The organism is Aquisalimonas lutea (genome assembly GCF_030409225.1).
GTDB lineage: Bacteria > Pseudomonadota > Gammaproteobacteria > Nitrococcales > Aquisalimonadaceae > Aquisalimonas > Aquisalimonas lutea.
In genome coordinates, this window is sequence record NZ_JAUFPK010000005.1 from 118,776 (window position 1) to 140,994 (window position 22,219).

Annotated in this window: 23 protein-coding genes; 11 read left to right on the plus strand and 12 right to left on the minus strand. The window is 70.0% G+C overall.

The window, feature by feature from the left end:
* Nucleotides 1-5: 5 nt before the first annotated feature.
* The 4 genes from QWY84_RS14675 to QWY84_RS14690 are packed head-to-tail and all read left to right on the plus strand — an operon-like array spanning nucleotide 6 to nucleotide 3,891.
* Complete coding sequence (locus QWY84_RS14675) at nucleotides 6-923, plus strand: ABC transporter substrate-binding protein (RefSeq protein WP_290204049.1); 918 nt, start codon at nucleotides 6-8, stop codon at nucleotides 921-923.
* Nucleotides 920-1,963: a FecCD family ABC transporter permease gene (locus QWY84_RS14680; protein ID WP_290203556.1), complete on the plus strand. Its 1,044-nt coding sequence runs from the start codon at nucleotides 920-922 to the stop codon at nucleotides 1,961-1,963. The genes QWY84_RS14675 and QWY84_RS14680 overlap by 4 nt, the downstream gene beginning before the upstream one ends.
* On the plus strand, nucleotides 1,960-3,033 hold the full coding sequence (locus QWY84_RS14685) for a FecCD family ABC transporter permease (protein ID WP_290203557.1): 1,074 nt from the start codon (nucleotides 1,960-1,962) through the stop codon (nucleotides 3,031-3,033). Before QWY84_RS14680 ends, QWY84_RS14685 begins: the two co-directional genes overlap by 4 nt.
* Nucleotides 3,034-3,891: an ABC transporter ATP-binding protein gene (locus tag QWY84_RS14690; RefSeq protein WP_290203558.1), complete on the plus strand. Its 858-nt coding sequence runs from the start codon at nucleotides 3,034-3,036 to the stop codon at nucleotides 3,889-3,891. It abuts the gene before it with no gap.
* A gap of 19 nt (nucleotides 3,892-3,910) precedes the next feature.
* On the opposite strand, the gene QWY84_RS14695 is transcribed toward QWY84_RS14690, so the two are convergent.
* The 4 genes from QWY84_RS14695 to QWY84_RS14710 are packed head-to-tail and all read right to left on the minus strand — an operon-like array spanning nucleotide 3,911 to nucleotide 8,190.
* Nucleotides 3,911-5,026 carry a dihydrolipoamide acetyltransferase family protein gene (locus tag QWY84_RS14695; RefSeq protein ID WP_290203560.1) on the minus strand — a complete coding sequence of 372 codons (1,116 nt, stop codon included), beginning with the start codon at nucleotides 5,024-5,026 and terminating at the stop codon, nucleotides 3,911-3,913.
* Complete coding sequence (locus tag QWY84_RS14700; protein ID WP_290203561.1) at nucleotides 5,023-6,000, minus strand: alpha-ketoacid dehydrogenase subunit beta; 978 nt, start codon at nucleotides 5,998-6,000, stop codon at nucleotides 5,023-5,025. The genes QWY84_RS14695 and QWY84_RS14700 overlap by 4 nt, the downstream gene beginning before the upstream one ends.
* The gene (pdhA, locus tag QWY84_RS14705) at nucleotides 5,997-7,076 is read right to left on the minus strand and encodes a pyruvate dehydrogenase (acetyl-transferring) E1 component subunit alpha (RefSeq protein ID WP_290203563.1); all 1,080 of its coding nucleotides are present in this window, start codon (nucleotides 7,074-7,076) and stop codon (nucleotides 5,997-5,999) included. Before pdhA ends, QWY84_RS14700 begins: the two co-directional genes overlap by 4 nt.
* Nucleotides 7,077-7,116: 40 nt before the next feature.
* Nucleotides 7,117-8,190: a Leu/Phe/Val dehydrogenase gene (locus QWY84_RS14710; RefSeq protein WP_290203564.1), complete on the minus strand. Its 1,074-nt coding sequence runs from the start codon at nucleotides 8,188-8,190 to the stop codon at nucleotides 7,117-7,119.
* 417 nt (nucleotides 8,191-8,607) lie between these two features.
* Here QWY84_RS14710 and QWY84_RS14715 point away from each other — a divergent pair, with 417 nt between their 5' ends.
* The 6 genes from QWY84_RS14715 (at nucleotide 8,608) to QWY84_RS14740 (ending at nucleotide 14,790) form a co-directional block, all read left to right on the plus strand.
* Entirely contained in the window at nucleotides 8,608-8,973 is a 366-nt protein-coding gene (locus QWY84_RS14715; protein WP_290203565.1) for a response regulator, read from the plus strand.
* On the plus strand, nucleotides 8,970-9,602 hold the full coding sequence (locus QWY84_RS14720) for a chemotaxis protein CheC (RefSeq protein WP_290203566.1): 633 nt from the start codon (nucleotides 8,970-8,972) through the stop codon (nucleotides 9,600-9,602). Before QWY84_RS14715 ends, QWY84_RS14720 begins: the two co-directional genes overlap by 4 nt.
* The gene (locus QWY84_RS14725; protein ID WP_290203567.1) at nucleotides 9,599-10,561 is read left to right on the plus strand and encodes a sensor domain-containing diguanylate cyclase; all 963 of its coding nucleotides are present in this window, start codon (nucleotides 9,599-9,601) and stop codon (nucleotides 10,559-10,561) included. Before QWY84_RS14720 ends, QWY84_RS14725 begins: the two co-directional genes overlap by 4 nt.
* Before the next feature lie 136 nt (nucleotides 10,562-10,697).
* Nucleotides 10,698-10,970 (plus strand): DUF2845 domain-containing protein, encoded by a 273-nt coding sequence (locus tag QWY84_RS14730; RefSeq protein WP_290203569.1) that lies wholly within the window; start codon nucleotides 10,698-10,700, stop codon nucleotides 10,968-10,970.
* A 236-nt stretch (nucleotides 10,971-11,206) separates the two neighbouring features.
* The gene (locus QWY84_RS14735; RefSeq protein ID WP_290203570.1) at nucleotides 11,207-12,616 is read left to right on the plus strand and encodes a hypothetical protein; all 1,410 of its coding nucleotides are present in this window, start codon (nucleotides 11,207-11,209) and stop codon (nucleotides 12,614-12,616) included.
* A 170-nt stretch (nucleotides 12,617-12,786) separates the two neighbouring features.
* Nucleotides 12,787-14,790: a hypothetical protein gene (locus QWY84_RS14740; RefSeq protein WP_290203571.1), complete on the plus strand. Its 2,004-nt coding sequence runs from the start codon at nucleotides 12,787-12,789 to the stop codon at nucleotides 14,788-14,790.
* 13 nt (nucleotides 14,791-14,803) lie between these two features.
* Here the strand turns inward: QWY84_RS14740 and QWY84_RS14745 are convergent, their stop codons facing one another.
* The 4 genes from QWY84_RS14745 to QWY84_RS14760 all read right to left on the minus strand — a co-directional run bounded on the left by QWY84_RS14745 (nucleotide 14,804) and on the right by QWY84_RS14760 (nucleotide 18,208).
* On the minus strand, nucleotides 14,804-16,030 hold the full coding sequence (locus QWY84_RS14745) for an ATP-grasp domain-containing protein (protein ID WP_290203572.1): 1,227 nt from the start codon (nucleotides 16,028-16,030) through the stop codon (nucleotides 14,804-14,806).
* Nucleotides 16,031-16,225: 195 nt separating this feature from the next.
* The gene (locus QWY84_RS14750; protein WP_290203573.1) at nucleotides 16,226-17,407 is read right to left on the minus strand and encodes an acetyl-CoA C-acetyltransferase; all 1,182 of its coding nucleotides are present in this window, start codon (nucleotides 17,405-17,407) and stop codon (nucleotides 16,226-16,228) included.
* Nucleotides 17,408-17,529: 122 nt separating this feature from the next.
* Nucleotides 17,530-18,027, minus strand: coding sequence for a hypothetical protein (locus QWY84_RS14755; protein WP_290203574.1), 498 nt, complete (start codon nucleotides 18,025-18,027; stop codon nucleotides 17,530-17,532).
* Nucleotides 18,028-18,031: 4 nt separating this feature from the next.
* Complete coding sequence (locus QWY84_RS14760) at nucleotides 18,032-18,208, minus strand: PLDc N-terminal domain-containing protein (protein WP_290203575.1); 177 nt, start codon at nucleotides 18,206-18,208, stop codon at nucleotides 18,032-18,034.
* Nucleotides 18,209-18,381: 173 nt separating this feature from the next.
* Between QWY84_RS14760 and QWY84_RS14765 the strand changes: the two genes are divergently transcribed.
* A complete protein-coding gene (locus tag QWY84_RS14765) occupies nucleotides 18,382-18,990 on the plus strand; it encodes a gamma-glutamylcyclotransferase (protein WP_290203576.1) in 609 nt (202 codons plus the stop codon).
* Here the strand turns inward: QWY84_RS14765 and QWY84_RS14770 are convergent.
* The 4 genes from QWY84_RS14770 to bfr form a co-directional block, all read right to left on the minus strand.
* The gene (locus QWY84_RS14770) at nucleotides 18,962-20,305 is read right to left on the minus strand and encodes an ATP-binding protein (protein ID WP_290203577.1); all 1,344 of its coding nucleotides are present in this window, start codon (nucleotides 20,303-20,305) and stop codon (nucleotides 18,962-18,964) included. The genes QWY84_RS14765 and QWY84_RS14770 overlap by 29 nt on opposite strands.
* Nucleotides 20,302-20,988: a response regulator transcription factor gene (locus QWY84_RS14775; RefSeq protein ID WP_290203578.1), complete on the minus strand. Its 687-nt coding sequence runs from the start codon at nucleotides 20,986-20,988 to the stop codon at nucleotides 20,302-20,304. The genes QWY84_RS14770 and QWY84_RS14775 overlap by 4 nt, the downstream gene beginning before the upstream one ends.
* A gap of 34 nt (nucleotides 20,989-21,022) precedes the next feature.
* Nucleotides 21,023-21,310 carry a hypothetical protein gene (locus tag QWY84_RS14780; protein ID WP_290203579.1) on the minus strand — a complete coding sequence of 96 codons (288 nt, stop codon included), beginning with the start codon at nucleotides 21,308-21,310 and terminating at the stop codon, nucleotides 21,023-21,025.
* 222 nt (nucleotides 21,311-21,532) lie between these two features.
* Nucleotides 21,533-22,021, minus strand: coding sequence for a bacterioferritin (gene bfr, locus QWY84_RS14785; protein WP_290203580.1), 489 nt, complete (start codon nucleotides 22,019-22,021; stop codon nucleotides 21,533-21,535).
* Nucleotides 22,022-22,219: the final 198 nt, after the last annotated feature.

A 22,219-nucleotide genomic window follows, 5' to 3' on the forward strand; every position in this document is an offset into this window, starting at 1 on the left:
CGACGATGATGTGCTGGGCGCGGCTGCTCGCGGGCGTTGTGCTGCTGGGCGCGGCGACGCCTGCGCTGACCGCGGAGACACGCACGATGACCGACGTAACGGGCGCCGAGGTGGCCGTCCCGGAGCAGCCGGAGCGGGTCGTGGCCTTGAGCGAGCGCGATCTCGATGCGCTGCTGGCCCTGGGGCTGGACCCCGCCGGGACCACCAGCGGCCGCGGCCAGAACGACGTGCCCGGCTACCTGCGCGAGCGCGCCGATGACGTCCCCATCGTGGGTCATTTCATGCAGCCGTCGCTGGGTCGTCTCGTCGAGCTGCAACCGGATCTCATTCTCGCCGGCGGCCTGCCCGATGCGCAGCTGATCGGACGCCTGCGGCGCATCGCACCGACGGTGGTGACCTACCGCGCAGACGACGATTGGCGCAGCGCCTTCCGCAACGCCGCCGAGGCGCTGGGACGCGAGCAACGCTACCGCGCGTTCCTGGAGCGATATCGGCAACGCGTCGCGGACCTGCGGGCGGCCATCGGGGCCGACGCCGACGCGACGGTGAGCATCGTCCGCTGGAATCCCCGGGGCCCCATGTACATGCAGCATGACGCATTCGCCAGCACGGTGATCCGCGACCTGGGGCTCGCCCGGCCCGCCGCCCAGCAGGAGCCCGGCGTTGCCCACTCGCCGCCGCTCAGCCTCGAGGCGCTGGAGCGCATCGACGGTGACTGGCTGTTTCTCGGCACGCTGCGGCGGGAGGGCGACGCCCGGCGTGCCCTGGAGCGGGCCCGCGAGATGCCGGCGTTCCGCGGTCTGCGGGCCGTACGCAACGGCCGCGTGGTCGAAGTGGACGGCTCGCTGTGGACGAGCCTCGGTGGCCCGCTCGCCGCGCTCGCCGTGCTGGAGGATATCGAGCAGGCAATGGTGCCGCGGTGACGGCGCCGCGGCACGAGGGCCGCAGCGCGCGCCTGCTGGCCGGCGCCCTGGTCGCGCTGGTCCTGCCGGCCCTCGTCGTCCTGTCGCTGGTGACGGGGGCGGGCGAGCCCGGGCCCGTCGGCAGCCTGCGGTACCTCCTGAGCGCCGGCTCGGTGCCCGACGCGGCCACCGCGGACACGGTGATCCGCACGCTCCGCTTGCCACGTACCGCCGCCGCCGTCGTGGTGGGCATCGCCCTGGGTGTTGCCGGCTGTCTACTTCAGGCGCTCACACGGAACCCCCTGGCCGAGACCGGGATTCTGGGGATCAATGCCGGGGCCGCGCTGGCGGTGGTGCTCGGCATTACCTACGCCGGCGCCGGGACCGGAGCGGCCTATCTGGTGTGGGCCTTCGCCGGGGCCCTCGCGGGCAGCGCCCTGGTGCTGCTGCTCGCCAACGCCGGGGCGGCGACGCCGCTGCGGTTGGTCCTGGCCGGCATTGCCCTGGGGTCGACCTTCAGCGGGCTGACCGCGGCGGTATTGCTCGGCAATCAGGCGAGCTACGATCAGTACCGCTTCTGGGTCCTGGGGACGCTCTCCGGCGTCGACACGGGTGCATTGTGGTTCATCATGCCGGCCGTGGCCGCCAGCGTCGCCCTGGCCCTGCTGGTGACGCGGCCGCTTTCGGCGCTGCTGCTCGGCGACGATGCCGCCCGGGCGCTGGGGCATCATCCGCGCGTGATCCGCGCCTGGGTGGCCCTGGCGGCGACCCTCGCCGCCGGCTCGGCGGTGGCCCTGGCCGGACCCATCGCGTTCCTGGGCCTGCTCGCACCGCATGCCGCCCGCGCGGTTGCCGGGCCCCGGCTGGGTGTCCAGTGCGTCCTGTCGGGCGTGGTCGGGGCGGCCGTCCTCCTGGGCGCGGACATCGTGGCGCGTGTCGTCGTGCCGCCGTTCGAGGTGCCTGCCAGCGTTCTGGTCGCCCTGCTGGGTGCGCCGGTGATGATCTGGGTGGTGCGCTCCAACCGCCTGCTGCGCCTGACGACCTCCGGAGGCGGACCGTGACTGGTGCCGGGAGAGGCGCCGCCGGCGGGCGTACGTGGGAGGGAGGCATCCGGCTGGGGGCGTACTCGTTGCGGTGGCGGCTGCGCCCCCTGGCTGCCGCGGTCGTTTTGCTGGCGGTGCTGACGGCAGCGCTGCCGTTCGTGATCGCCCTGGGGCCGGGCGGGCTGGACGCGGCCGCGACGGTGGCGGCCCTGGTCGGGCAGGGCAGCCCGACGGAGCGCCTGCTGGTGCTGGAGCTCCGCCTGCCGCGGGTACTGACCGCGGTGGCCGGCGGGCTCGCCCTGGGCGTCGCCGGCTGCCTGATGCAGACGCTGGCCCGCAATCGTCTCGCCACGCCCGCCATCCTCGGCGTCAACGAGGGCGCGACGCTGGCGGTCATGTTCTCGGTGTTTGTGACGGGCACCGACGCGCTGGGGCCGTGGTGGACCGCTCCCCTGGGGGCGCTTGCGGCCATGGCCCTGCTGCTGGTGCTCACCGGGGATATCGGCTCCCGCGGCTACCGGGTGCTGGTGATCGGTCTGGCGCTGTCGGCGGTGCTGCGCTCCACGGCCGAGCTGGGCCTATCCTGGGGCGAGCTGCAGCATGCCAGCGCCGTCTACATCTGGAGCATGGGCAGCCTGAACGCCCGCGGGGATGCGGTCACCGGGCCGGGCATGGTCCTGCTCGGCGTCGTGCTGGTGACGGCCTGGCTGCTCGCGCGCCGGCTGGCCCTGCTCCAGTTCGACGAGGACTCGGCGACATCGCTGGGCCTGGACGTGCGCTGGTGCCAGCTGATCGCCCTGCTGCTCGCCGTCGTGCTGGCGGGGCTGGCGGTGGGTATCGCCGGCCCGGTGGGCGGGCCGATGGGCTTCATCGCCCTGGCGTCGCCCATCATCGCCCGGGGGCTGGCCGGGCGGCCGGGCGTGCCCCTGGCCGTGTCCGGGCTGATCGGCGCGCTGCTGGTTCTCGGCGCGGACACCGTCGGCCGGGTGGTCGTCGCTCCGGCCGAGCTTCCTGCCGGCGCCATCACCAGCATCGTCGGCGGCCCGTTTCTGATCTGGGTGCTGTTGTCGAACAGCAGGGAGGGGTGAGTGGATCTCGTCGCGGACAACCTCACGGCCGGATACCCGGGGCATACTGCGGTGCGTGACGTGAGCCTGGGCGTACGCGAGGGTGAGGTGACCGTCGTGGTGGGCCCGAACGGCTGCGGCAAGTCGACGCTGCTGCGGTGCATGGCGCGGCTGCACCGGCCTGCGGGCGGTTGCGTGCGCGTGGGCGGAGCGGATGTCTGGCGGCTCCGCCCGCGCGCCGTCGCCCGGCGCGTGTCGCTGCTGCCCCAGGTACCGGAGGCGCCGGAGGGGATTACCGCCGCAGGGCTGGTCCGTTTCGGGCGCCATCCGCACCAGGGGCTTCTGCGCCAGTGGTCGTCCCGGGACGAAGCCGCCGTGACCCGGGCCATGGCGGACGCCGGCATCACCGACCTGGCGGACCGGCGGCTGGACCGCCTGTCCGGCGGCCAGCGCCAGCGGTGCTGGCTGGCGCTGGCGCTGGCGCAGGACACGCCCGTGATGCTGCTGGACGAGCCCATCAGCATGCTGGACCTCGGACACCAGGTGGAAGTGCTCGGCGTGATCCGCCATCTGGCGGCGGGCGGCCGCGCCGTCGTCATGGTCCTGCACGACCTGACCACCGCGGCACGCTACGCCGACACCCTGGTAGCCATGCGCGACGGTCGCATCGTCGATCACGGACCGCCCCGCGCAACGGTGACGCCCGCGCTGATCCGCACGCTCTACGGCGTCGATGCCGACATCCTGGCGGCGCCGGGCGACGGTGCGCCTGTCGTCGTGCCCCGGCACGAACGGGCGGGGCGAGGCGGGGATGCAGAGGAATCGTCGGCGGACGCCGGCGTGGCCGCCTGCACATCGGAGAAGGGGACACCGCCGTAGTCGTCGCCCCGCCGCGCCGTCAACCCTGCCCGGGCGTCAGCGCCTCGATCATCGCCGCCAGGAACCGCGCCGCCTCGCCCCCGGTCACCGCACGGTGGTCGAACGTCAGCGACAGGGGGAGAACCCGGCGGACCGTGATCTCGCCGCGGTGAGCGACCGCCTCCTCGCGGAGCCGTCCGGCACCCACGATGGCGACCTGGGGCGGCGACACCACGGGGCTGGCGTACCGGCCGGCGAGGGGGCCGAAGTTCGACAGCGTGATGGTGGCCCCCTGCATCTCCTCCGGTGGAATCTCCCGGCTGGCAACGGCCGCGCGGAGGTTTTCCAGCCCCCGGCGCAGGTCGGCGCCGTCGCGATGATTGACGTCGCGGAGCACGGGCACGAACAGCCCGTCCGGGGTGTCCACCGCGATGCCCACGTGCACCTCGTCCATGAGGCGGCGCGTCAGGCCGTCGCCGTCGAACCAGGCGTTGAGCGCGGGCTCCGCCTCGCAGGCCGAGGCCAGGCCCCGGACCAGCCGCATGGTGATATCCGTGCCCGCTTCCCAGGCGTGCACGTCCGCGTCCTCGAACAGCGAGGCGGGCACCACCCGGGCATGCGCGTACGCCATGTTGCGGGCCATGGTGCGGCGCACGCCCCGGAGGGGCTGGGCATCCGTCAGGGCCTGCTGGCGGCTGGCCTGCCGGTGGACGTCGTCGCGGGTCACCAGGCCGCCGGGGCCGCTGCCGGTGACCCGCTCCAGGTTCACCCCGAGGCGCTCGGCCAGCGCCCTGACACCGGGGGTCGCCCGTTGCCGGCGGGCGCGCTGGCTGGATTCCGGGGCGCCGATGACGAACCGGTCCTCCTGCGGCGCGGTGTCCGAGCGCTCGAGCTCACCCACCACGGTGCCTGCATCCTCGTCCTCGCCCTCGAAGGCCACCAGGGGCTCGCCGGTGTGGATGATGTCGCCGGCCTGGCCGTACAGCCTGGCGATGGTGCCGTCCCACGGGGAGGGCACCTCGACGATGGCCTTGGCGGTCTCCACGGCGACCAGGGTCTGGTCGGCGGCCACCGCATCGCCCTCGCGAACGTGCCACTGGACGATCTCCGCCTCCGCCAGCCCTTCGCCCAGATCGGGGAGCTTGAACGTCTTCATAGCGCAACCACCTGTTCCACGGCTTCGACGATATCGGCGACCTGCGGCATGTACGCCTGCTCGTTGCGGTAGTAGGGCATGATCGTGTCGTATCCGGTCACCCGCACCACGGGCGCCTGCAGGTCCAGCAGCGCGGCCTCGGCCAGCGAGGCGGCCACCTCGGCGCCGAGACCGCCGTGCCGGCAGGCCTCGTGGACAATGACGGCGCGCCCGGTCTTGGCCACGGAGCACAGCAGCGTCTCCCGGTCCATGGGGCTGAGGGTGGCGACATCGATGACCTCGCACGACAGGCCCTGGTCGGCGAGGCGCGCCGCTGCCTGCAGCGTCTCCGTGATCGCCGCTCCCCAGCTGATCAGCGTGACGTCGTCGCCTTCCCGCAGGGTGAAGCAGGTGTCCAGGGGCAGCGCCGCGCCGTCGTCGTCCACGGTCTGGGTCACGGCCCGGTAGATGCGCTTGGGCTCCAGGAAGACCACCGGGTCCGGATCGCGGATCGCCGCCAGCAACAGGCCGTAGGCGCGCCGGGGCGAGGTGGGCATGACCACGCGCAGGCCCGGGATGTGGGCGAACAGCGCCTCGGTGCTCTCGGAGTGGTGCTCCGGGGCGTGAATGCCGCCGCCGAACGGCGCCCGGTAGACGATGGGGCAGGTCAGCCGGCCGCGGGTGCGATTGCGCATGCGCGCGGCGTGGCTGATCATCTGCTCCATGCCCGCGTAGATGAAGCCCATGAACTGGAACTCCGCCACCGGGCGCAGGCCCTGGACGGCCATGCCCACGGCGGTTCCCGCGATCAGCGTCTCCGCCAGGGGCGTGTCCATGACCCGCTTGAAGCCGAAGCGCTCCTTCAGCCCCGCCGTGGTCCGGAAGACGCCGCCGTTGGTGCCCACGTCCTCGCCCAGGACGACCACGTCGTCATCCCGGGCCATCTCGTGATGCAGCGCCATGTTGACCGCTTCCGCCAGCGTCACCTCGCTCATCGATCACCCCCTTCGGCCTTGCGCTGCAGCCGCTGGTACTGCGGGATCAGCTCCGCGGGCAGGGTCTCGAAGAGGTAGTCGAACATGGCGGTGGGCGGTTCCGGCTCCGTGGCCAGGTAGTCGCTGACGGCCCCATCCACCTGCTGCTTGCACTTCGCCAGCCAGGCCTGCTCCCGCTCCTCGTCCCAGTGCCCCTGGCGGTACAGCCAGGTCTGGAGGCGCTTGACACCGTCCTGCTCCCAGGCTCTGCGGAGCTCGTCGGCGCTGCGGTAGCGGGTGGCATCATCGGCGGTGGTGTGGTCGCCGTAGCGGTAGGTCACCGCCTCGATGACGCTGGCCCCCTTGCCGGTGCGGGCGCGCTCCAGCGCCTCGGCCACGACTGCGCTCACGGCGAAGTAGTCCTGGCCGTCCACCCGGTGGCTCGGGAGCCCGCCGCTGATGCCCTTCTGGGCCAGGGTGCGGGAGCCGCTCTGGATGCGCGCCGGCGTGGAGATGGCCCACTGGTTGTTCTGCACGACGAACACCACCGGCAGCTGCCAGGCGCCGGCGACGTTGACGCTCTCCAGGAAATCCCCCTTGGAGGTGCCGCCGTCGCCCACGGAGCACAGCACGGCCCGGCGCTCGCCGCGGACGCGAAAGGCCGAGGCCACGCCCACCGCGTGGCAGCACTGGGTCGAGACGGGCACGGCGACGGGCAGGTCCTCGGGGCAGTCGCGATAGTTGCTGCCGCGCTCGTCGCCGCCCCAGTAGAGGAGGAACTCCGTCATGGTGACGCCGCGCAGGAACTGCGCGGCGTGATCCCGGTAGTACGGTACCAGCACGTCGTCCGCGGCCATGCACTGCCCGACCGCGGAGCCGATGGCCTCGTGGCCGAGCACGGACGGGTAGGTGCCGCACTGGCCGGTGCGCTGCAGGGCGATGGCCTTGGCGTCGAAGGTGCGGGCGAGCACCATGTTGCGGTAGCCGGCGAGCACGCGCTCCGTGTCGTCCGCCAGGGCCGGCAGGTCCCGCACCGGAACGCCGTCGGCGCCGAGGTAGGTATGTCCGTCAACGGTGAATTCGTAGCGTTCTTTCATGTCTACCCCCTACGTGCAGTGGGCAGGTCGCCGGCGTCGCTCAGGCCACCCGGGACGGCCGCTGCTCCAGGCGCTCTTCCGCCATGCGCGCCGCCACCCGGTCCGTCGGCACGCCCTCGCGGTCGGCCTGCCGGAAGATCTGCGTCAGCGTCGGGCCGATGCGCTCGATATGCGTGCGCACCCGCTGCGGATCGTCCAGCGCGTCGCGCTCGTAGCTGACGTCGATGAGCCCGCCGGCATTGATGACGTAGTCCGGGGCATAGGCGATACCCACCTGGCGGAGCTGCTCGGCGTGTTCCGGGCGGTCCAGCTGGTTGTTGGCGGAGCCGGCGACGACGGCGGCCTTGAGGCGGTCGACGGTGACGTCGTCGATGACGCTGCCCAGCGCGCACGGGGCGAACACATCGGCCGCGACGTCAACGATGCGGTCGGGCGCCACGGCGGTGGCGCCGAACGCACGCTCGGCTTCCCGTGCGCGCTCGCCGTCCGTATCGGCCACCCACAGCTGCGCTCCCGCCGCATGCAGGCGGGCGGCCAGTTTCCAGCCGACGTTGCCGAGCCCCTGGACGGCCACGCGCAACCCCGTCAACGTGTCGGCGCCGAGGTGGTGGGCCACGGCCGCCCGGATGCCGATGAGCACGCCGTAGGCGGTTGCCGGCGACGGGTCGCCCGTGCCCATGTTGCCGTCGATGTCCGGTCGCCGGCGGACACCGACCACACAGGGAGTCTCCCTGGCCACATCCTGCAGGTCGTCGACCGTGGTCCCCGCGTCCTCGGCGGTGATGTACCGGCCCCCGAGGCCGTCGATCATGCGCCCCAGCGCCCGGAACAGCCCGGCGTGCTTGTCGCGCCGCGGGTCCGCGATGATCACGGCCTTGCCCCCGCCGTAGGGCACCTCGGCCATGGCGGCCTTGTAGGTCATGCTGCGCGACAGCCGCAGCACGTCCCTCAGCGCCGCCGTGTCGTCGGCGTAGGCGAACGTGCGGCAGCCGCCCAGTGCGGGGCCCCGGCGCGTGTCGTGGATGGCGATGATGGCACGGAGCCCGGATGCGCGGTCGTGACCGAGCACGACCTGCTCGTGCCCATCGAAGTCGGGGTGATCGAAGAACGCCATGATGCACCTCCTCCAGCTTTTGGCCGTCTTCGAGGTGTCGCTTCCGCCCGCCCGCGCCGGATGGGCGCCGGACTGGTCGGAGCGCACGGCGTCGCGCCGGATGGCGCCGACGTCGGTAGGCCGGATCCCGGCCTCTGGGGCCCGCCGGTTGTCCGGGCCCCTAGTCACAGTTTAGAACCTCGCTATCCGGGTTGGGAGGGTGCCTGTTGGTCCAGCGGCAAAGCACGGCGTGGCCTTCGTCAGCACGGAATCGAAGGTAGCTGGAGGGGGCTACGCTTCGTCGGACGCTTGCGCAGCGGCCGACTCGCATCGGGAGTCGGTGTCGATGAGGTGTGACAGGATTCCGCGCGTTGATAAACAGTCGCACTGTAATGTTCGTAATGAAGCCTCCAGGAGCTGCAGTCGAGGGAGTATTGCATGCCGTTGCCCGTGCTCGTTGTGGATGATTCCTCCATGTCCAGGAAGCTCACCATCCGGGCGTTTCCCGGTGACTGGGACGTGGAGGTCTCGCAGGCCTCGGGCGGCCAGGAGGCTCTCGATGCGATCGAGCGGGGCCTGGGGCACGTGGTGTTCCTGGATCTCACCATGCCGGGAATGAGCGGCTTCGACGTGCTCGCCGAGATCCGGCGGCGGGGTCTGGACTGCTTCGCCGTCGTGGTGTCGGCGGACGTCCAGCCGAAGGCCGAAGAGCAGGCGCGCCAGCTTGGAGCCATGGCGTTCGTGCGCAAGCCGGTCAAGGCGGACGCGCTGCACGGCGTTCTCCGGGAGTACGGCTTCCTATGACCTTCCAGGAATACACGCCGGATCAGGAAGACGCCCTGCAGGAGGTGGTGAACATCGCCATGGGCCAGGCCGGGGCGGCGCTGGCGCAGGTTCTCGACGTCTACGTGGCGTTGTCGGTGCCCCGGGTGCGTATCGTGTCGGCGGACGGCGTGGCGGACGCCGTGCAGGCCATGATTGCGAGCGCGCAGGACGGCGATCCGGGGGACGTGACGGCTGTCCGCCAGGGGTTCTTCAACAGTCTGCGCGGTGAATCCATCGCCTTGTTCGGGACGGAAGGCTGCAACAGCCTCGCCGATCTCATGGGGCACGAGCAGGCCCTGGAGAAGGACGAGATCGACCGGGAGCTGCTGCTGGAAGTCAGCAACATCCTCTCGGGGGCGGTGCTGAACGGCGTTGCCGAGCAGCTGGATACGGACTTCGCGTTTTCCGCCCCCACGCTGATGGCCATGAGGCAACCGGTGAACCGGTTGCTTGATGCGCAAGCGCTGGGCTGGGACTACGCATTGCTCGTGGAGGTCAACTTCCGCCTGGAAGCTCCCGGCTTCTCCTGCCACCTGGTGCTGCTGATGCCGGAAGAGTCCATCGAGTTCATGCGCCGGGGCCTGGATGCGATGCTGGAGGGGTTGTGAACCACCCGGACGGCGACTCCAGGGACCTGCTGGAGTCGATCGTCGATCGCGTGAACGTCGGTGTGCTCGTCGTCGATGCGCACTACACCGTGGTCCGGTGGAACCGGTTCATGGCCATGCACAGCGGCCTTGCGGCGGACGACGTGCTCGGTCGCGACTTGTTCACCGTCTTTCCGGACCTCCCGCGCCGATGGCTGACCCAGAAACTGCGCGGTGTGTTCCTTCTCAAGAACTACGCCTTCACCTCCTGGGAGCAGCGTCCCTACCTGTTCCGGTTTCCGCACAATCGGCCCGCTACGACGGCCGTCGTGGATTGCATGCGCCAGGACTGCACGTTCATTCCCATCAAGGATGGCGACAATCACGTCACCCACGTATGCATTACCATCATGGATGCAACCGATACGTGCATCTACCAGATACAGCTCCGGGAGGCGATGGACAGCCTGGAAAAGAGCAGTGCGCGTGATCCGTTGACCGGCATTTTCAATCGCGGCCATATCGAGTCCCGGCTCCGCGACGAGTTCGCGCGCAGTCACCGGCACGACAGCGATCTGTCGGTCATACTGTTCGACATCGATCATTTCAAGCGGGTAAACGACCTCCACGGCCACATGGCAGGCGACGAAGTCCTGTGCGAGGTGGCCAACCGGGTCGCGGGGGCGCTGCGGAAGGAGGATGTCTTCGGTCGTTACGGCGGCGAGGAGTTCACCGTCGTGCTGCCGGACTCCGACCTGGCGGCGGCGCGGGTTGTTGCCGAGCGCCTGCGCCACTGCATCGCGGCCCGCCCGATCGTCACCTCCGCCGGTGCCGTTGACGTTACGGTCACCCTGGGCGTTTGTCGGCGCCATCCGGATATCGCGACCCACGAAACACTCCTCAACCGGGCGGACCAGGCCCTCTACCGCGGCAAGGCGGGTGGCCGCAACGGGGTGTTCCTGTACGAGGACGAGGCCTGAGCCTCGATCCCCGCGGTCGCAAGCGGGGCCGGCGAGGCCCGGGCTGATGCTTGTCGTGCGAACGCCGGCCCATGCCTTGTCCGCCGCCCGGGGATCGCGCATCATTTCCGTATCGTTGAACGATCGGAGAACGGGCATGAAACGGCTGATTGCGGTGGCACCGTTGTTGCTGGCGAGCCTGCCGGCGAGCGCGGATTCCATGCGTTGCGGCAACGCGCTGATTCTTCCGGGAGACCATGTCACCGAGGTCCACGAGGTCTGCGGCGAGCCGGTGCAGACCACCGAGATCGAGAACCGGTTCGGTGCCCGGGTGGGCACGCGCGAAGTCTACGAGACGGGCTACGGCCGCCCGCGCCACAGCGTGACCTACGAGGACGACCGGGTGGTCGCCATCGAGCGGATCCGCTAGGGCCAGCGCTTCCCGGGTGCTTCTGTACGCCGCAGGGGTGCACGGCGTCTGATACCATCGGCGGCCCGCCTCGCCGGATCCTCGAGGGACGCATGACAACGGGTTTCGTGATCCATCCGCAGCTTCGCCGGGACAGCGAGTTCCTGGCCCGCCTGCCCGGGGCGACGCGGGCGGCGGGGTAGCTCGGCGCAGGCCGGGGCATCGGCAGGAATGAACGATCGGCAGGAAGGGGCACCATGGCTGCAGGGGAACCGGAGCTGAGCACCGACCAGAAAGCGCTGACCATCAACCTGGACAAGTTCAAGTTCGGCTCCATCGTGGAGATCGGCGCCGGTCAGGAGGTGGCGCGCCGTTTCTTCCAGGTCGGCGCGGCGGCGGGCACCATTGCCAAGACCATGTCGGCCTACGACATGGCGGTCAGCGACGATATCTACGGCCCGGTGGACCGCTATGTCAGCCGCGCCCGTCTGATGCAGATGCTGGACAAGGAGTTCAGCCAGGTGGTCAACCGGCTCACGGACGTGCGGCCGCGGAACTCCACCTTCTTCGCGTACGCGGCCACGGTCACGGCCCGCAGCTTCAAGCAGCGCAATGAATGCCATGGCTGGGTAGGCATCCGGGCGCAGTTTCACCCGGGAGCGGAACCCAGCGACATCGTGCTGCACGTGCGCATGCTCGACCAGGACAACGCCCAGCAGGCGGATGCCCTGGGCATTCTGGGCGTGAATCTCATCTACGGTGCCTTCTTCCATCACAACTGGCCGGAGCAGGTAGTCGCCGGCCTGCGCGACGAGCTGGGCTCCGACCGCATCGAGGTGGATTGCATCCATTTCTCCGGGCCGTACTTCGAGGAAGTGGACAACCGGCACATGAACCTGCAGCTGATCCGCAGCTGGCTGACCCGCGCGGTGATCTTCAATCCCGACGGGCAGGTGGTGGTGCCGGGGGAGCTGTTCTACCGCAAGCCGGTGCTGGTCATCCGCGGGCTGTTCAAGCCGGTGACGCGGGTGAATGCGGACATGATGCTGTCCGGCCAGCAGCATTTCCGCCAGCTCGGCGGCGTGGATGCGGACGAGACGGTATCGCTGGCGGAGATCACCATGAACGCGCCTGCGGTCGAAGAGGTGCCCGACGACGCCGATTTCCTCGCCCGGGCGGACCTGCTGGCGGCGCTGGGCTATACCGTCATGATCTCCGACTACGTGCGCTTCTTCCGGCTGCGCGCCTACCTGCGGCGGTACACGCAGAGGCCCATCGGCATCGTGCTCAGTGTCCGCGATTTCGGCACGCTGTTCGACGAGCGCTACTACGAGGGCGTCGAGGGCGGCATCCTGGAGGCGTTCGGCAAGCTGTTCCCGGACAATACCCAGGTCTATGTCTACCCGTCGCGCCGGCCCGACGAGACGGAAACCACCACCCTCCACAACGCCCGGGTGCCGTCACACCTGCGGCACCTGCTGGCCCACCTGGTCGAGAACGGCAAGCTGCAGGCCATCGACCCCTGTGACGACAGCTGCCTGGACATCGACGCGGGTGAGGTCCTGGCCGGCCTGCGAGCGGGACGCGGCACCTGGGAGCAGGCCGTTCCCGAGCCCGTGGCCCAGGCCATCATCGAGCGCCGCCTGCTGGGATTTGATTCGGCATAGGACGCCGAGCTCTTCCTCCCGGAACGTCTCCGTTGCGCCTGCCGATCGCTGCCCGCGCCGCGGACGATGGTCCCGGGGCCAGTGGACAAAATCGGCCCCGGAGGCCACTATGCCCCGGGGTCGATCCGACACGCAGCGGGCCTCTCCGGGGCACCGGGGATGGAGAGACAATGACGGATGGCAATGAGCAACACGGCGCTTCGCTGATCCGGTTCGCGGAGCGGCTGGACCAGGCCTGCCACCGTCTGGCGGAGACTTCGAGCTTCGCCAAGTTCACGCACAGCGCCCAGGTCCTGGAGGCCGCCCGCCGGCTCATGGACCAGCCCGGCGGGGTGGCGGCGGTCTACGAGCGCATGGGTGCGCTGAAGGCGGCCGGGATCTTCTCCGGCAGTGACTGGGAGAATCCGCACCAGCTCCAGCCGGAGATGGCGGCCAATACGCTCAAGCTGAGCACCGGCCACACGCTGGTCCTGGAGTGCCTGAGCGAGCTGTGGATGGCCTCCGTTGCGGAGGGGACGCTGGAGTCCACGGTCCTGTCCTCCGATGACGCGCGCGCCTTCCTGGCCCGGGTCCTGGCGCTGAATATCCAGCTGATCTTCGGCGAGCTGGGCGAGGCGGAACGTGTCCGCCTCGGCCGCAATGCCGATCTGGTGCGCTCCCACCAGCAGTTCATCCTCGAGCGCATCGGCTTCGACGCCGTGGTCGAGGAGCTGATCGGCGAGATCTGGCGGATTCTCCAGCAACGCCCCATCCAGCTGGATCACGTCAAGGCCATGATTACCAGCGTGGCGGCCTACCTGAACAGCAACGAGTCCGGCGTGGCCATGACCAGCACGCGCGGCGCGGAACGGCTGATCAGCGCGCTCTACGGGCCCACCCGCGGCTGCCAGGAGGATCCGGGCCTGGAGGTGTTCGCCACCCGCCTGCAGGGCATGGACGAGCAGACCCTGCGCAACGAGGCCCTCGGCTTCGGGCGCGCCATGCACGATACCGGCCTGGTGTCCCCGTACCACGCCGTATTCCTTCGCTTCATCCTGGACCAGGCCCCGGATCTGGTGCCGTCCACCCTGGGGCTCAGCAGCACCGGGATCGAGGTGCTGGCCTGCTACAGCACCCTGGTGCACACGCTCATCCGCGAAGCCGTGTGGCCCGAGACGGCGGATGCCGTCTACGGCCTCGCGGGCCTGCTGGAGCGGGGCGTGCTCTACAGCGGCCCGGTACCGCCGGCGCTGTGGCGCCAGATCCATCTGGAGCTGTGCTCGGAGGCGGTGCGGCTGCTGGATGCCGGTTCCCAGGGCGGGGCGGTGGCGCCCCGCACGCGGCTTCTGGCCGGCGTGATCAACGTCCTCGGCCGGCCGCTGGGCATGGGCCAGGGCAACAATCCCACGTGCCAGTCGGCCCGCGCTCTGTCCATGTGGTCCACCAACGACCCGGACTATCTCCTGCAGGTGGTTGCCTGGGCCGCCCGGGACAACGACGTGATCACCCATTTCGAGGGGCGCGCCCTGTCGTCGGCGGCCCTGGCGGCGCGCGAGCAGCCGGTCCCGCTGGGCGACGTGGATCCCGTCTCCGCGGTCGCCGTGCCCCACCTCGACGACCTGTACATGGAGATGGGGCGGCTGTGTGTGGGCCGCGGCGAGGATCCGCACAAGTGGGTGAATCCGGAGTTCCACGGCTGGTGGGTGGGACGCGGCTTCGCCATCGTGGTGGATGTGGCCAGCGGCAACCTGGTGGATTTCGACGGCTTCGCGCGGCGTTTCTATGCCTGCTATCACCCGCTGTTCAACGGCAACAACCCGGTCATCCATTCACAGCCGGCCGGCGTTGCCGTCACCGACTCCACGGCCCGCTTCGTGGGCTGGCACGCCATCTCCATCGAGCGGGTGGGTTTCGATCCCGAGGGGTTGATGCGGGTGTACTTCTTCAACCCGAACAACGACAGCACCCAGGACTGGGGCAACGGCGTCGTGGTCTCCACGGAGGGGGCAGGGGAGTACTACGGCGAGTCGTCACTGCCGTTCGAAGCGTTCGTCTCGCGGCTGTATATCTTCCATTTCGATCCCAGGGACGAGGCGCGGGACGTGGATGTCCCGGAGGAGGCCGTCGCCCGCATCCGTGCCATGGCGGTGGGCAGCTGGGCGGCCGGGCGCCAGGCGCCGGAGGCCGGCGCCTGAGCTTTTGCCGCTGCTAGACGTAGAAGTCCAGCTCTTCCTGGTGCTTGAGCAGATCCCGCAGCTTGTGCGGGTTGTCCCCGAAGAAGTAGACCAGGCCCCAGTGGGTGCCGAATGCCGTACGCTTGGTGACCGTCTCCTCCAGCGGCGGCGTCAGCTCGTGGTACTCGAAGTACTCGTGGTTCTCGGTCTCTTCCGGGATCTCGAGCTTCGACACCACGCGCCGACGGGGATAGACACCGAAGCAGCCGGCGTGCCCCTTGGCATCCACCACCTCCCGGGGGAAGAAGGCCTCGACCTCCTCTTCGGTGGTCTTGGGGTCGAAGCACAGCACCATGCCCTGGTAGGCGTTGAACCCGTACGCCCGCTCCAGCAGCTCGAAGACCTTGAAGCCCGGCGGCCGGTAGGCCACCTCGCCGAAGTACATGGTGCCGTCGCTGGTGACGAAGTACTCGGGATGGATGAAGCCGAAGTCGATGTCGAAAGTCTTGATCAGCTTCTCGATCTCCTTGGTGATCAGGTTGCGCCAGCTCTCCAGCTCCGGGGTCGCCGGCACGAACACGGAGTAGCCCAGCGTCACGTACTCGGAGATGTTCAGGAAGCGGATCTTGCCGTTCTGGATCCAGGCCTCGACGGCGAACTCCCAGCCGTCCAGGTGGCTTTCCATGAGTAGCGGGTATTCTTCCTCGGGGATCAGGTCGATCTCGTCCGGGTGGCGGATGACCCGGTGTCCGAGGCAGCCGGCCTTGTCGAAGGCCTTCAGGTGGATCGGGTCGTCCGGGTCGCCGTCGAGCTTCAGCAGCGTCTGGTTGACGCGCTTGAGGAAGCGGATCACGTCGGACTTGTCGTGGGCCTCCTCGAAGATGCCCACGCGGATGCCGCCCAGCTGGGCGCGCCGCTTCATCAGCGCCTTGTCGCGGAACAGCACGGCCTGGCCGTGCAGGCGCGGGTTGCCCATGAGCACGGCATTGATGGCACCCGCCCATTCCACCGTTTCCTCGAACAGGGGGATGGCGACGTCGACGCCTTCGTCCTTGAGGCGCTCGGCGATCTCCATGGAGCGGTCGTTGAGGCGCTCGAAGTCCCAGGTGATGTGGGGAATGCCGTGCTCCTTGGCATAGTCCTCGGCCCACTCGGGGGCCACGATGACGTAGCGCCGGTCGAAGCGTTCCAGCGCGTCGATGCAGCTGATGCTCCAGCCGAGAATGGCGACATAGCCCTTGTCGGGGTTCTTTTCGGTCATAAGCAGGGTCCTCCCGGGACGCTGTAGCGGTGCGGCGACCTGCATCTCCCGACGGGCCTACAGCCGGAACAAGCGAGATCCCGATCACGTGGGACATCTAGGGTAAGCCTAGCACGCCCGCCGGGGAGGTTCCGAAAGCCGCGCCGGCCGGGTCCGGCCGCTTTCCCGGTCCACGAAGGGAGCCGTTACCGCGTGTCACAGCCGCTCGACGATGGTCACGTTGGCCATGCCGCCGCCCTCGCACATGGTCTGCAGCCCGTAGCGCGCGTTGCCCTGCTTCAGGCCGTGGAGGAGCGTGGTCATCAGCTTGGTGCCCGAGGCGCCCAGCGGATGCCCCAGGGCGATGGCGCCGCCGTGGACGTTCAGCCGTTCCGGGTCGGCCCCGGTGGCCTGCAGCCAGGCCAGGGGCACCGGGGCGAACGCCTCGTTGACCTCGAACAGGTCGATGTCGTCGACGTCCATGCCTGCTTTCCGCAGGGCCTGCTCCGTGGCGGGCAAGGGCGCCTCCAGCATGACCACCGGGTCGTGGCCGATGAGGGTCATGTGGTGGATGCGCGCCACGGGCTCGACTCCCAGGGCCTTCAGGCCGCGCTCGCTGACCACCATGACGCCGCTGGCACCGTCGCAGATCTGGCTGGCGTTGGCGGCGCTGATGTAGCCGCCTTCCTGCAGCGGATCGACGCCGGCGATGCCTTCCAGCGTGGCGTCGAAGCGGATGCCCTCGTCGACGGTATGCAGCTGGCCGTCGCCGCCGCCGTCGTGGCTGCGCGCCTCGACCGGCAAGATCTCGGCCTCGAAGCGGCCCTCCCGGGCGGCTGCGATGGCGCGCTGGTGGCTGCGCAGGGCGTAGCGGTCCAGCTCTTCCTTCTCCAGGCCGTATTTGCGGGCGATCATCTCGGCGCCGGTGAACTGGCTGAACTCGCCCACGTCCGGGTAGCGCTCGCGGATGGCCGGGCTCATGTAGTGGCCCATGCCGGCCTTCTGGGGCAGCTTGATGGTGGAGAACATGGGCACGCGGCTCATGCTCTCCACGCCGGCGGCGATGACCACGTCCATGGATCCGGCCATCACTGCCTGGGCGGCGAAGTGCAGCGCCTGCTGGGAGGAGCCGCACTGGCGGTCCACGGACGTGCCCGGGACGGACTCCGGAAGCTTCGAGGCCAGCACGGCGTTGCGGCCGACGTTCATGGCCTGCTCCCCGGCCTGGCTGACGCAGCCCATGATGACGTCTTCCACCAGCGCAGGGTCGGCGCTGCTGCGGTCCAGCAGGCCGTTGATGACCTGGGCGGCGAGATCCGCCGGGTGCCAGCCGGACAGGCGGCCTCCCTTGCGGCCTCCGGCGGTGCGGGTCGCGGCGACGATGTAGGCTTCATTCATGGGGGGCTCGGTCTCCGTATCGCTGCGGCACCGGGTGGCCCGGTCACCGGTGGAAGGCTGATAGCACTGTTACGGCAACCCTACCGCAAATCGTCGGCCCAGCGCACCAGCGCATGGCCGGGCTAGGCCTCGGGAATCGGATCGATCCGATGCTCGTCCCCCAGGGCGACACAGTCCCGGCAGCGTGTCCCGTCCAGCCGGAAGAACGCCACCCGGTGCGGCTCGTCGAGGATGCTGAAGGCCAGGTCCCGGGCCACCCACACCGAGGCGATCGGCCGCAGCTCGTCCATGGTGCCGCCCCGGTCCGTGGCCAGGCGGGCCAGGCAGCTGCGCGCCTCGGCCAGGGTCGCCTCGCGTACCCGCGTCGTCGCGGGCGCGTGGTTGATGCGCCCCTGATGGGGCGTGCGCGCGATGATGTCGACGGCATCCGGCGCGCCCTCCGGGCTCACGTTCACCAGCACCGCCACGTCCCTGGGGGTCAGGAGAATGTAGACCGGCCCCTGGTACGCGAAGGTTCCCGAGACGAAGTCGTCCGTGACGGCCCCGAATGTCCAGTCGGGAACGAGGAGCCGGAAGTCCGGCGCGATGAAGCGCGTCAGCGCGTAGAACCGGACAGCCATGGGTCTACTTCGGACCGAGGAGCAGCCAGGCGATCAGCCCGATCACCGGCACCACCAGCAGGATGACGATCCACAACGCCTTGACGACGGGGCCGGCCGGGCTCTGGGCGGTGCGGATGATGGCCCATATCACGATAAACAACCAGATCAGGCCGAGCACGCCGCTGATTTCGATGCCCATCGCCTGTCTCCTAGTCGGCGTTTCAGGGAATGCCGAATCATAACCCATCGGCCGGGGGCGGGGCAGCTCGGGTGCGGATACGTTGCCGCCCTGCGTGAGAGGCGGGGCGGCATGCGCGTACGAGCGCTTGCATCCGGCGATATACTATCGGTGCGACGAACAGGAGGGGGCACATGGTTGTCGACACGGTTGCGATCAATCGCCGCAGCAACGCGTTCGCGGGCGAGGAGAGCCTGTGGCTGTTCGGCTACGGATCGCTTCTCTACAAGGCGGATTTCCCCTTCCTGGAGTGCCGGCCGGCACGGATCCGCGGCTGGGTGCGGCGCTTCTGGCAGGGATCCCACGACCACCGGGGAAGCCCCGAGGCCCCCGGGCGGGTGGCGACCCTGATCCGCGCCCCGGAATCCGTGTGCACGGGCATGGCCTACCGCATCACCCCCGATGTTCTCGAGCCCCTGGACGTGCGCGAGAAGAACGGCTACCTGCGTTTCACCACGGAACTGGCGTTCACCGACGGCGGAACGGCCGAGGGCCTCGTGTATATCGCCACCGAGGACAACGCCGCCTTCCTGGGGGAGGCGCCGATGCAGGAGATGGCCCGGCACGTGGCCCGGTCCCGCGGCCCCAGCGGCCCCAATCGCGACTACCTGCTGGGCGTGGCCCGGGTGCTGCGCGAGCTCGGTGCCGACGATCCGCACGTGTTCGGACTGGAGGCGGCCATGCTGGCCTGGGAGTCCGGCAGCGGCGATCCCGTCAGCGGGGCAGGGGAAACGTCAGCCTGATGCGCGCGCCGCCGGTGGCCGCGGTCTCGATGGCCATGGTTCCGTCGTAGGCGGCGACCAGCTCGGCGACGATGGCCAGCCCCATGCCGGTACCGTGCGGCCCGCTGCTGCCGTGGCCTCCCCGCTGCAGGACGTGGTCGCGCTCACCGGGAGCGATCCCCGGGCCGTCGTCGTCGATGATCATGGTCAGCGTGCGGTCATCCTCGCCGGCGAGTGCCTGTAGCCTGATCCACCCGCTGCAGTGGCGCGCGGCGTTGTCCAGTACGTTGCCGAGGATTTCCATGAGCTCGTCCTCGGGGCCCGGGAACCGGAGCGCCGCGGGACACTCCAGGGCCAGCTCCGGCAGTGGCTGCCGCCGGGCGGCGACGGTGCGCAGCAGCCGTTCCGCCGCCGGGCGCACCGGCGTGCTCTGGCCGAAGCGCTCCCGGCTCCGGCCCGCCCGGGCCAGGTGATAGCGCACGCTGGTATCGATGCGATCCACCTGGTCCAGCGCTTCCTGCTGCTGGCTCGGATCGGCGCCGGCAGCAAGAGCCCCGCGGAGAACGGCCAGAGGCGTCTTCAGGCTGTGGGCCAGGTCGGCGAGGCTGTTCTGGTACTGGCGCCGGCGCTCGCGCTCTGCGTCCAGAAGCCGGTTGATGCCCCGGGCCAGGGGGGCCAGCTCCTCCGGGGTGTCGTCGCCGAGGTAGTCCCTGCGGCCGCGGCGGATGTCCTGGAGCTCGCGGACCGTGCGCCGCAGCGGATGCAGCCCCCAGTAGTGCAGCAGCAGCTGGGTGGCCAGCAACCCGAGGCCCGCGGCACCGAGCCAGCCCCAGAGCGTGCGCCGGAATGCCGCGAGCTGCGCCTGGCTGTCCAGGCGCGATTCGGCGATCTCCACGGTGAAGCGCCCGCTGCCCGCCCCGGGGCCGCTCCAGCGCACGCCGTAGGCCAGGGTCCGGGCGGAGTCCCGGTTCAGGGTCGTCTGCCCGTAGCGGAGACGGCCCGGAGGCAGGGCTGCGGTGCCGGACCATTGCAGGCCGTCCAGGGAGCCGGAACGCCACAGGATCGTGCCGTCGTCATCCAGAATCCGCCCGTACAGCCCCGAGCCGGGCTCACCGAAGCGGGCGTCCGGGAGCGCGGCGGGGACGGTGAGCCCCTGGTCTTCAAGACGGGCTCCCGCCAGCATCGTGTAGACGTGGTTCCGCAGCCGTTCGCGCTCGGCCTGCTGGAGGCTGCTGCGGAAGGCCAGGTCCAGGGCCACGCCGGTGGCGCCGAGGAAGACCACGGTGGCCGCGCAGGCGGCCAGGAGTAGCCGCCGTCCCAGGGAGCGGTGCTTCATGTTGCCTGCTCCGGGGCGTGGCGCAGGCTGTAGCCGAGCCCGCGGTGGGTGACCACGGGGCTGCAGTCGCCTTCGGGATCCAGCTTGCGGCGCAGGCGGCGGACGAAGACCTCGATGACGTTGCTGTCCCGGTCGGCGTCGTCCGGGTAGAGGTGCTCGGTCAGCTCCTGCTTGGAGACCACGCGGTCGGGGTGCAGCGCGAGATACTCCAGCAGGTGGTACTCGAACGCACTCAGCGAGACCGCGGTGCCGTCGCGGCTGACCGCCTTGCGGGCCGTGTCCAGCGCGTACGGCCCGAAGTGCAGCACCGGATGCGCCCAGCCCGCGCTGCGCCGCAGGAGCGCGTTGACGCGCGCCAGCAGCTCCGGGACGTGGAACGGCTTGGTCAGGTAGTCGTCGGCGCCGCTCTCCAGGCCCTGCACCCGGTCCTGCCAGCCGTCCCGCGCCGTGAGCACGAGGACGGGCAGGCGGCTTCCCCGGGCGCGCAGCTCCCGGAGCAGGTCGAGGCCGGAGCGGCCCGGCAGCGCCAGATCGACGACCGCCAGGTCCAGGGGGTAGTCCCGGGCCAGGTGCAGGCCGTCGTCACCGTTGTCCGCCGTGTCCACCACGTAGCCCGCGGCCCGGAACTCGCGCGCCAGCTGGGCGAGCAGTGCGGCTTCGTCCTCGACGATGAGTATGCGCATGCCTTGTTCCCCGCGGTTTCGCGGCGGCCGGGGGCTACCGGACCTCGCGCGTCCGCCGGTCGACCTCGTAGACCCGCACCTCCCCTTCCCGGACCAGCACCCGCACGATGAACCGCGCGCCGTTGCGGGCGTCCACGCCGAGGACGCGCCCGTCGGTGCGCTCGCGGATCAGCTCGACGGCCTCATTCCGGGACAGCCGCCCGTCATCCGCCCGCGCCGATGATGCGCCGGGCAGAACCAGCGCCAGCAGGACCGCGGCGATCACGATCCGGTACCAGGGTCCGCTGCGCCGGGGCGCGCGATGACGTTGCGGTCGGTCCATGCTGCGTCCGATTCATTGCCCGTGCATGCGGGAGTGTACCTGCCCGCGCCTGAACGCGTCCTGAATGCGGCAGCGGGTACCGCGGCGATCGGCGGGCGTGGGTATTACTGTCGCGCCCGGAGCCGGGCATCGTTCGGCCCGCCCGGGCTTGCAATGCAGGGGCGGTGCCGTCGCTGGTAGGGAGTTGCCGGGCCGCGGGCGGGCCCCCGCGGCCCGGGACGGCTATTCCTCGCCGCCGGGGGAGCCGTCCATGGCGGACTGCTCGTAGTTCTGGATGCCGATGCGGTCGATGAGCTCCAGCTGCGTCTCCAGGAAGTCGTAGTGTCCTTCCTCGTCCGCGAGCAGCTCGCCGAACAGGTCGCGGCTGGCGTAGTCGCGGACCTTCTCGCAGTAGCCCATGGCCTCCCGGTACAGGGTCAGCGCCTCGCCCTCGGCGGCCAGGTCGCATTCCAGGATCTCCTTGACGTTGCCGCCGACCCGCACGGTGTCCATGTCCTGGACGTTGGGGTTGCCCCCGAGGAACAGGATCCGCCGCATGAAACGGTCGGCGTGGCCCATCTCCTCGCGGGCCTCCGTTTCCTGCTTCCGGGCAAGGGTGTTCAGGCCCCAGTGCTCAAGCAGCCGCGCGTTGAGCGTGTACTGGTGAATCGCCGTGAGCTCGCTGCGCAGGCCGCGGTTGAGATATTCAATGACCTTGTCGTCACCCTTCATCCTGCCTCCTTATACTGTACCTCGTGGATCCCATGATTATCGCCGGAAATGCCGCCTTTGGCTAGGGAGTTGCCGAGTGTTTCCCTGGGGAGCAGCCAGCACGGCGACGCTCACCGCCGGGTGTTGGCCGACGGTGCCGGCCCGCGGCGGTTGCCGGGGGTGACTTGCATTCTCTCCGGGGATCAACTACAAATATTG

Coding starts and splice junctions, on each gene's coding strand:
- QWY84_RS14720 (WP_290203566.1), top strand. CDS start 8,970: ATGACCTTCCAGGAATACACGCCGGATCAGGAAGACGCCCTGCAGGAG.
- QWY84_RS14760 (WP_290203575.1), bottom strand. CDS start 18,208: ATGGGCATCGAAATCAGCGGCGTGCTCGGCCTGATCTGGTTGTTTATC.
- QWY84_RS14775 (WP_290203578.1), bottom strand. CDS start 20,988: ATGCGCATACTCATCGTCGAGGACGAAGCCGCACTGCTCGCCCAGCTG.
- QWY84_RS14695 (WP_290203560.1), bottom strand. CDS start 5,026: ATGAAGACGTTCAAGCTCCCCGATCTGGGCGAAGGGCTGGCGGAGGCG.
- bfr (WP_290203580.1), bottom strand. CDS start 22,021: ATGAAGGGTGACGACAAGGTCATTGAATATCTCAACCGCGGCCTGCGC.
- QWY84_RS14715 (WP_290203565.1), top strand. CDS start 8,608: ATGCCGTTGCCCGTGCTCGTTGTGGATGATTCCTCCATGTCCAGGAAG.
- QWY84_RS14755 (WP_290203574.1), bottom strand. CDS start 18,027: ATGGCTGTCCGGTTCTACGCGCTGACGCGCTTCATCGCGCCGGACTTC.
- QWY84_RS14780 (WP_290203579.1), bottom strand. CDS start 21,310: ATGGACCGACCGCAACGTCATCGCGCGCCCCGGCGCAGCGGACCCTGG.
- pdhA (WP_290203563.1), bottom strand. CDS start 7,076: ATGAAAGAACGCTACGAATTCACCGTTGACGGACATACCTACCTCGGC.
- QWY84_RS14730 (WP_290203569.1), top strand. CDS start 10,698: ATGAAACGGCTGATTGCGGTGGCACCGTTGTTGCTGGCGAGCCTGCCG.
- QWY84_RS14750 (WP_290203573.1), bottom strand. CDS start 17,407: ATGAATGAAGCCTACATCGTCGCCGCGACCCGCACCGCCGGAGGCCGC.
- QWY84_RS14700 (WP_290203561.1), bottom strand. CDS start 6,000: ATGAGCGAGGTGACGCTGGCGGAAGCGGTCAACATGGCGCTGCATCAC.
- QWY84_RS14740 (WP_290203571.1), top strand. CDS start 12,787: ATGACGGATGGCAATGAGCAACACGGCGCTTCGCTGATCCGGTTCGCG.
- QWY84_RS14765 (WP_290203576.1), top strand. CDS start 18,382: ATGGTTGTCGACACGGTTGCGATCAATCGCCGCAGCAACGCGTTCGCG.
- QWY84_RS14735 (WP_290203570.1), top strand. CDS start 11,207: ATGGCTGCAGGGGAACCGGAGCTGAGCACCGACCAGAAAGCGCTGACC.
- QWY84_RS14745 (WP_290203572.1), bottom strand. CDS start 16,030: ATGACCGAAAAGAACCCCGACAAGGGCTATGTCGCCATTCTCGGCTGG.
- QWY84_RS14770 (WP_290203577.1), bottom strand. CDS start 20,305: ATGAAGCACCGCTCCCTGGGACGGCGGCTACTCCTGGCCGCCTGCGCG.
- QWY84_RS14675 (WP_290204049.1), top strand. CDS start 6: ATGATGTGCTGGGCGCGGCTGCTCGCGGGCGTTGTGCTGCTGGGCGCG.
- QWY84_RS14710 (WP_290203564.1), bottom strand. CDS start 8,190: ATGGCGTTCTTCGATCACCCCGACTTCGATGGGCACGAGCAGGTCGTG.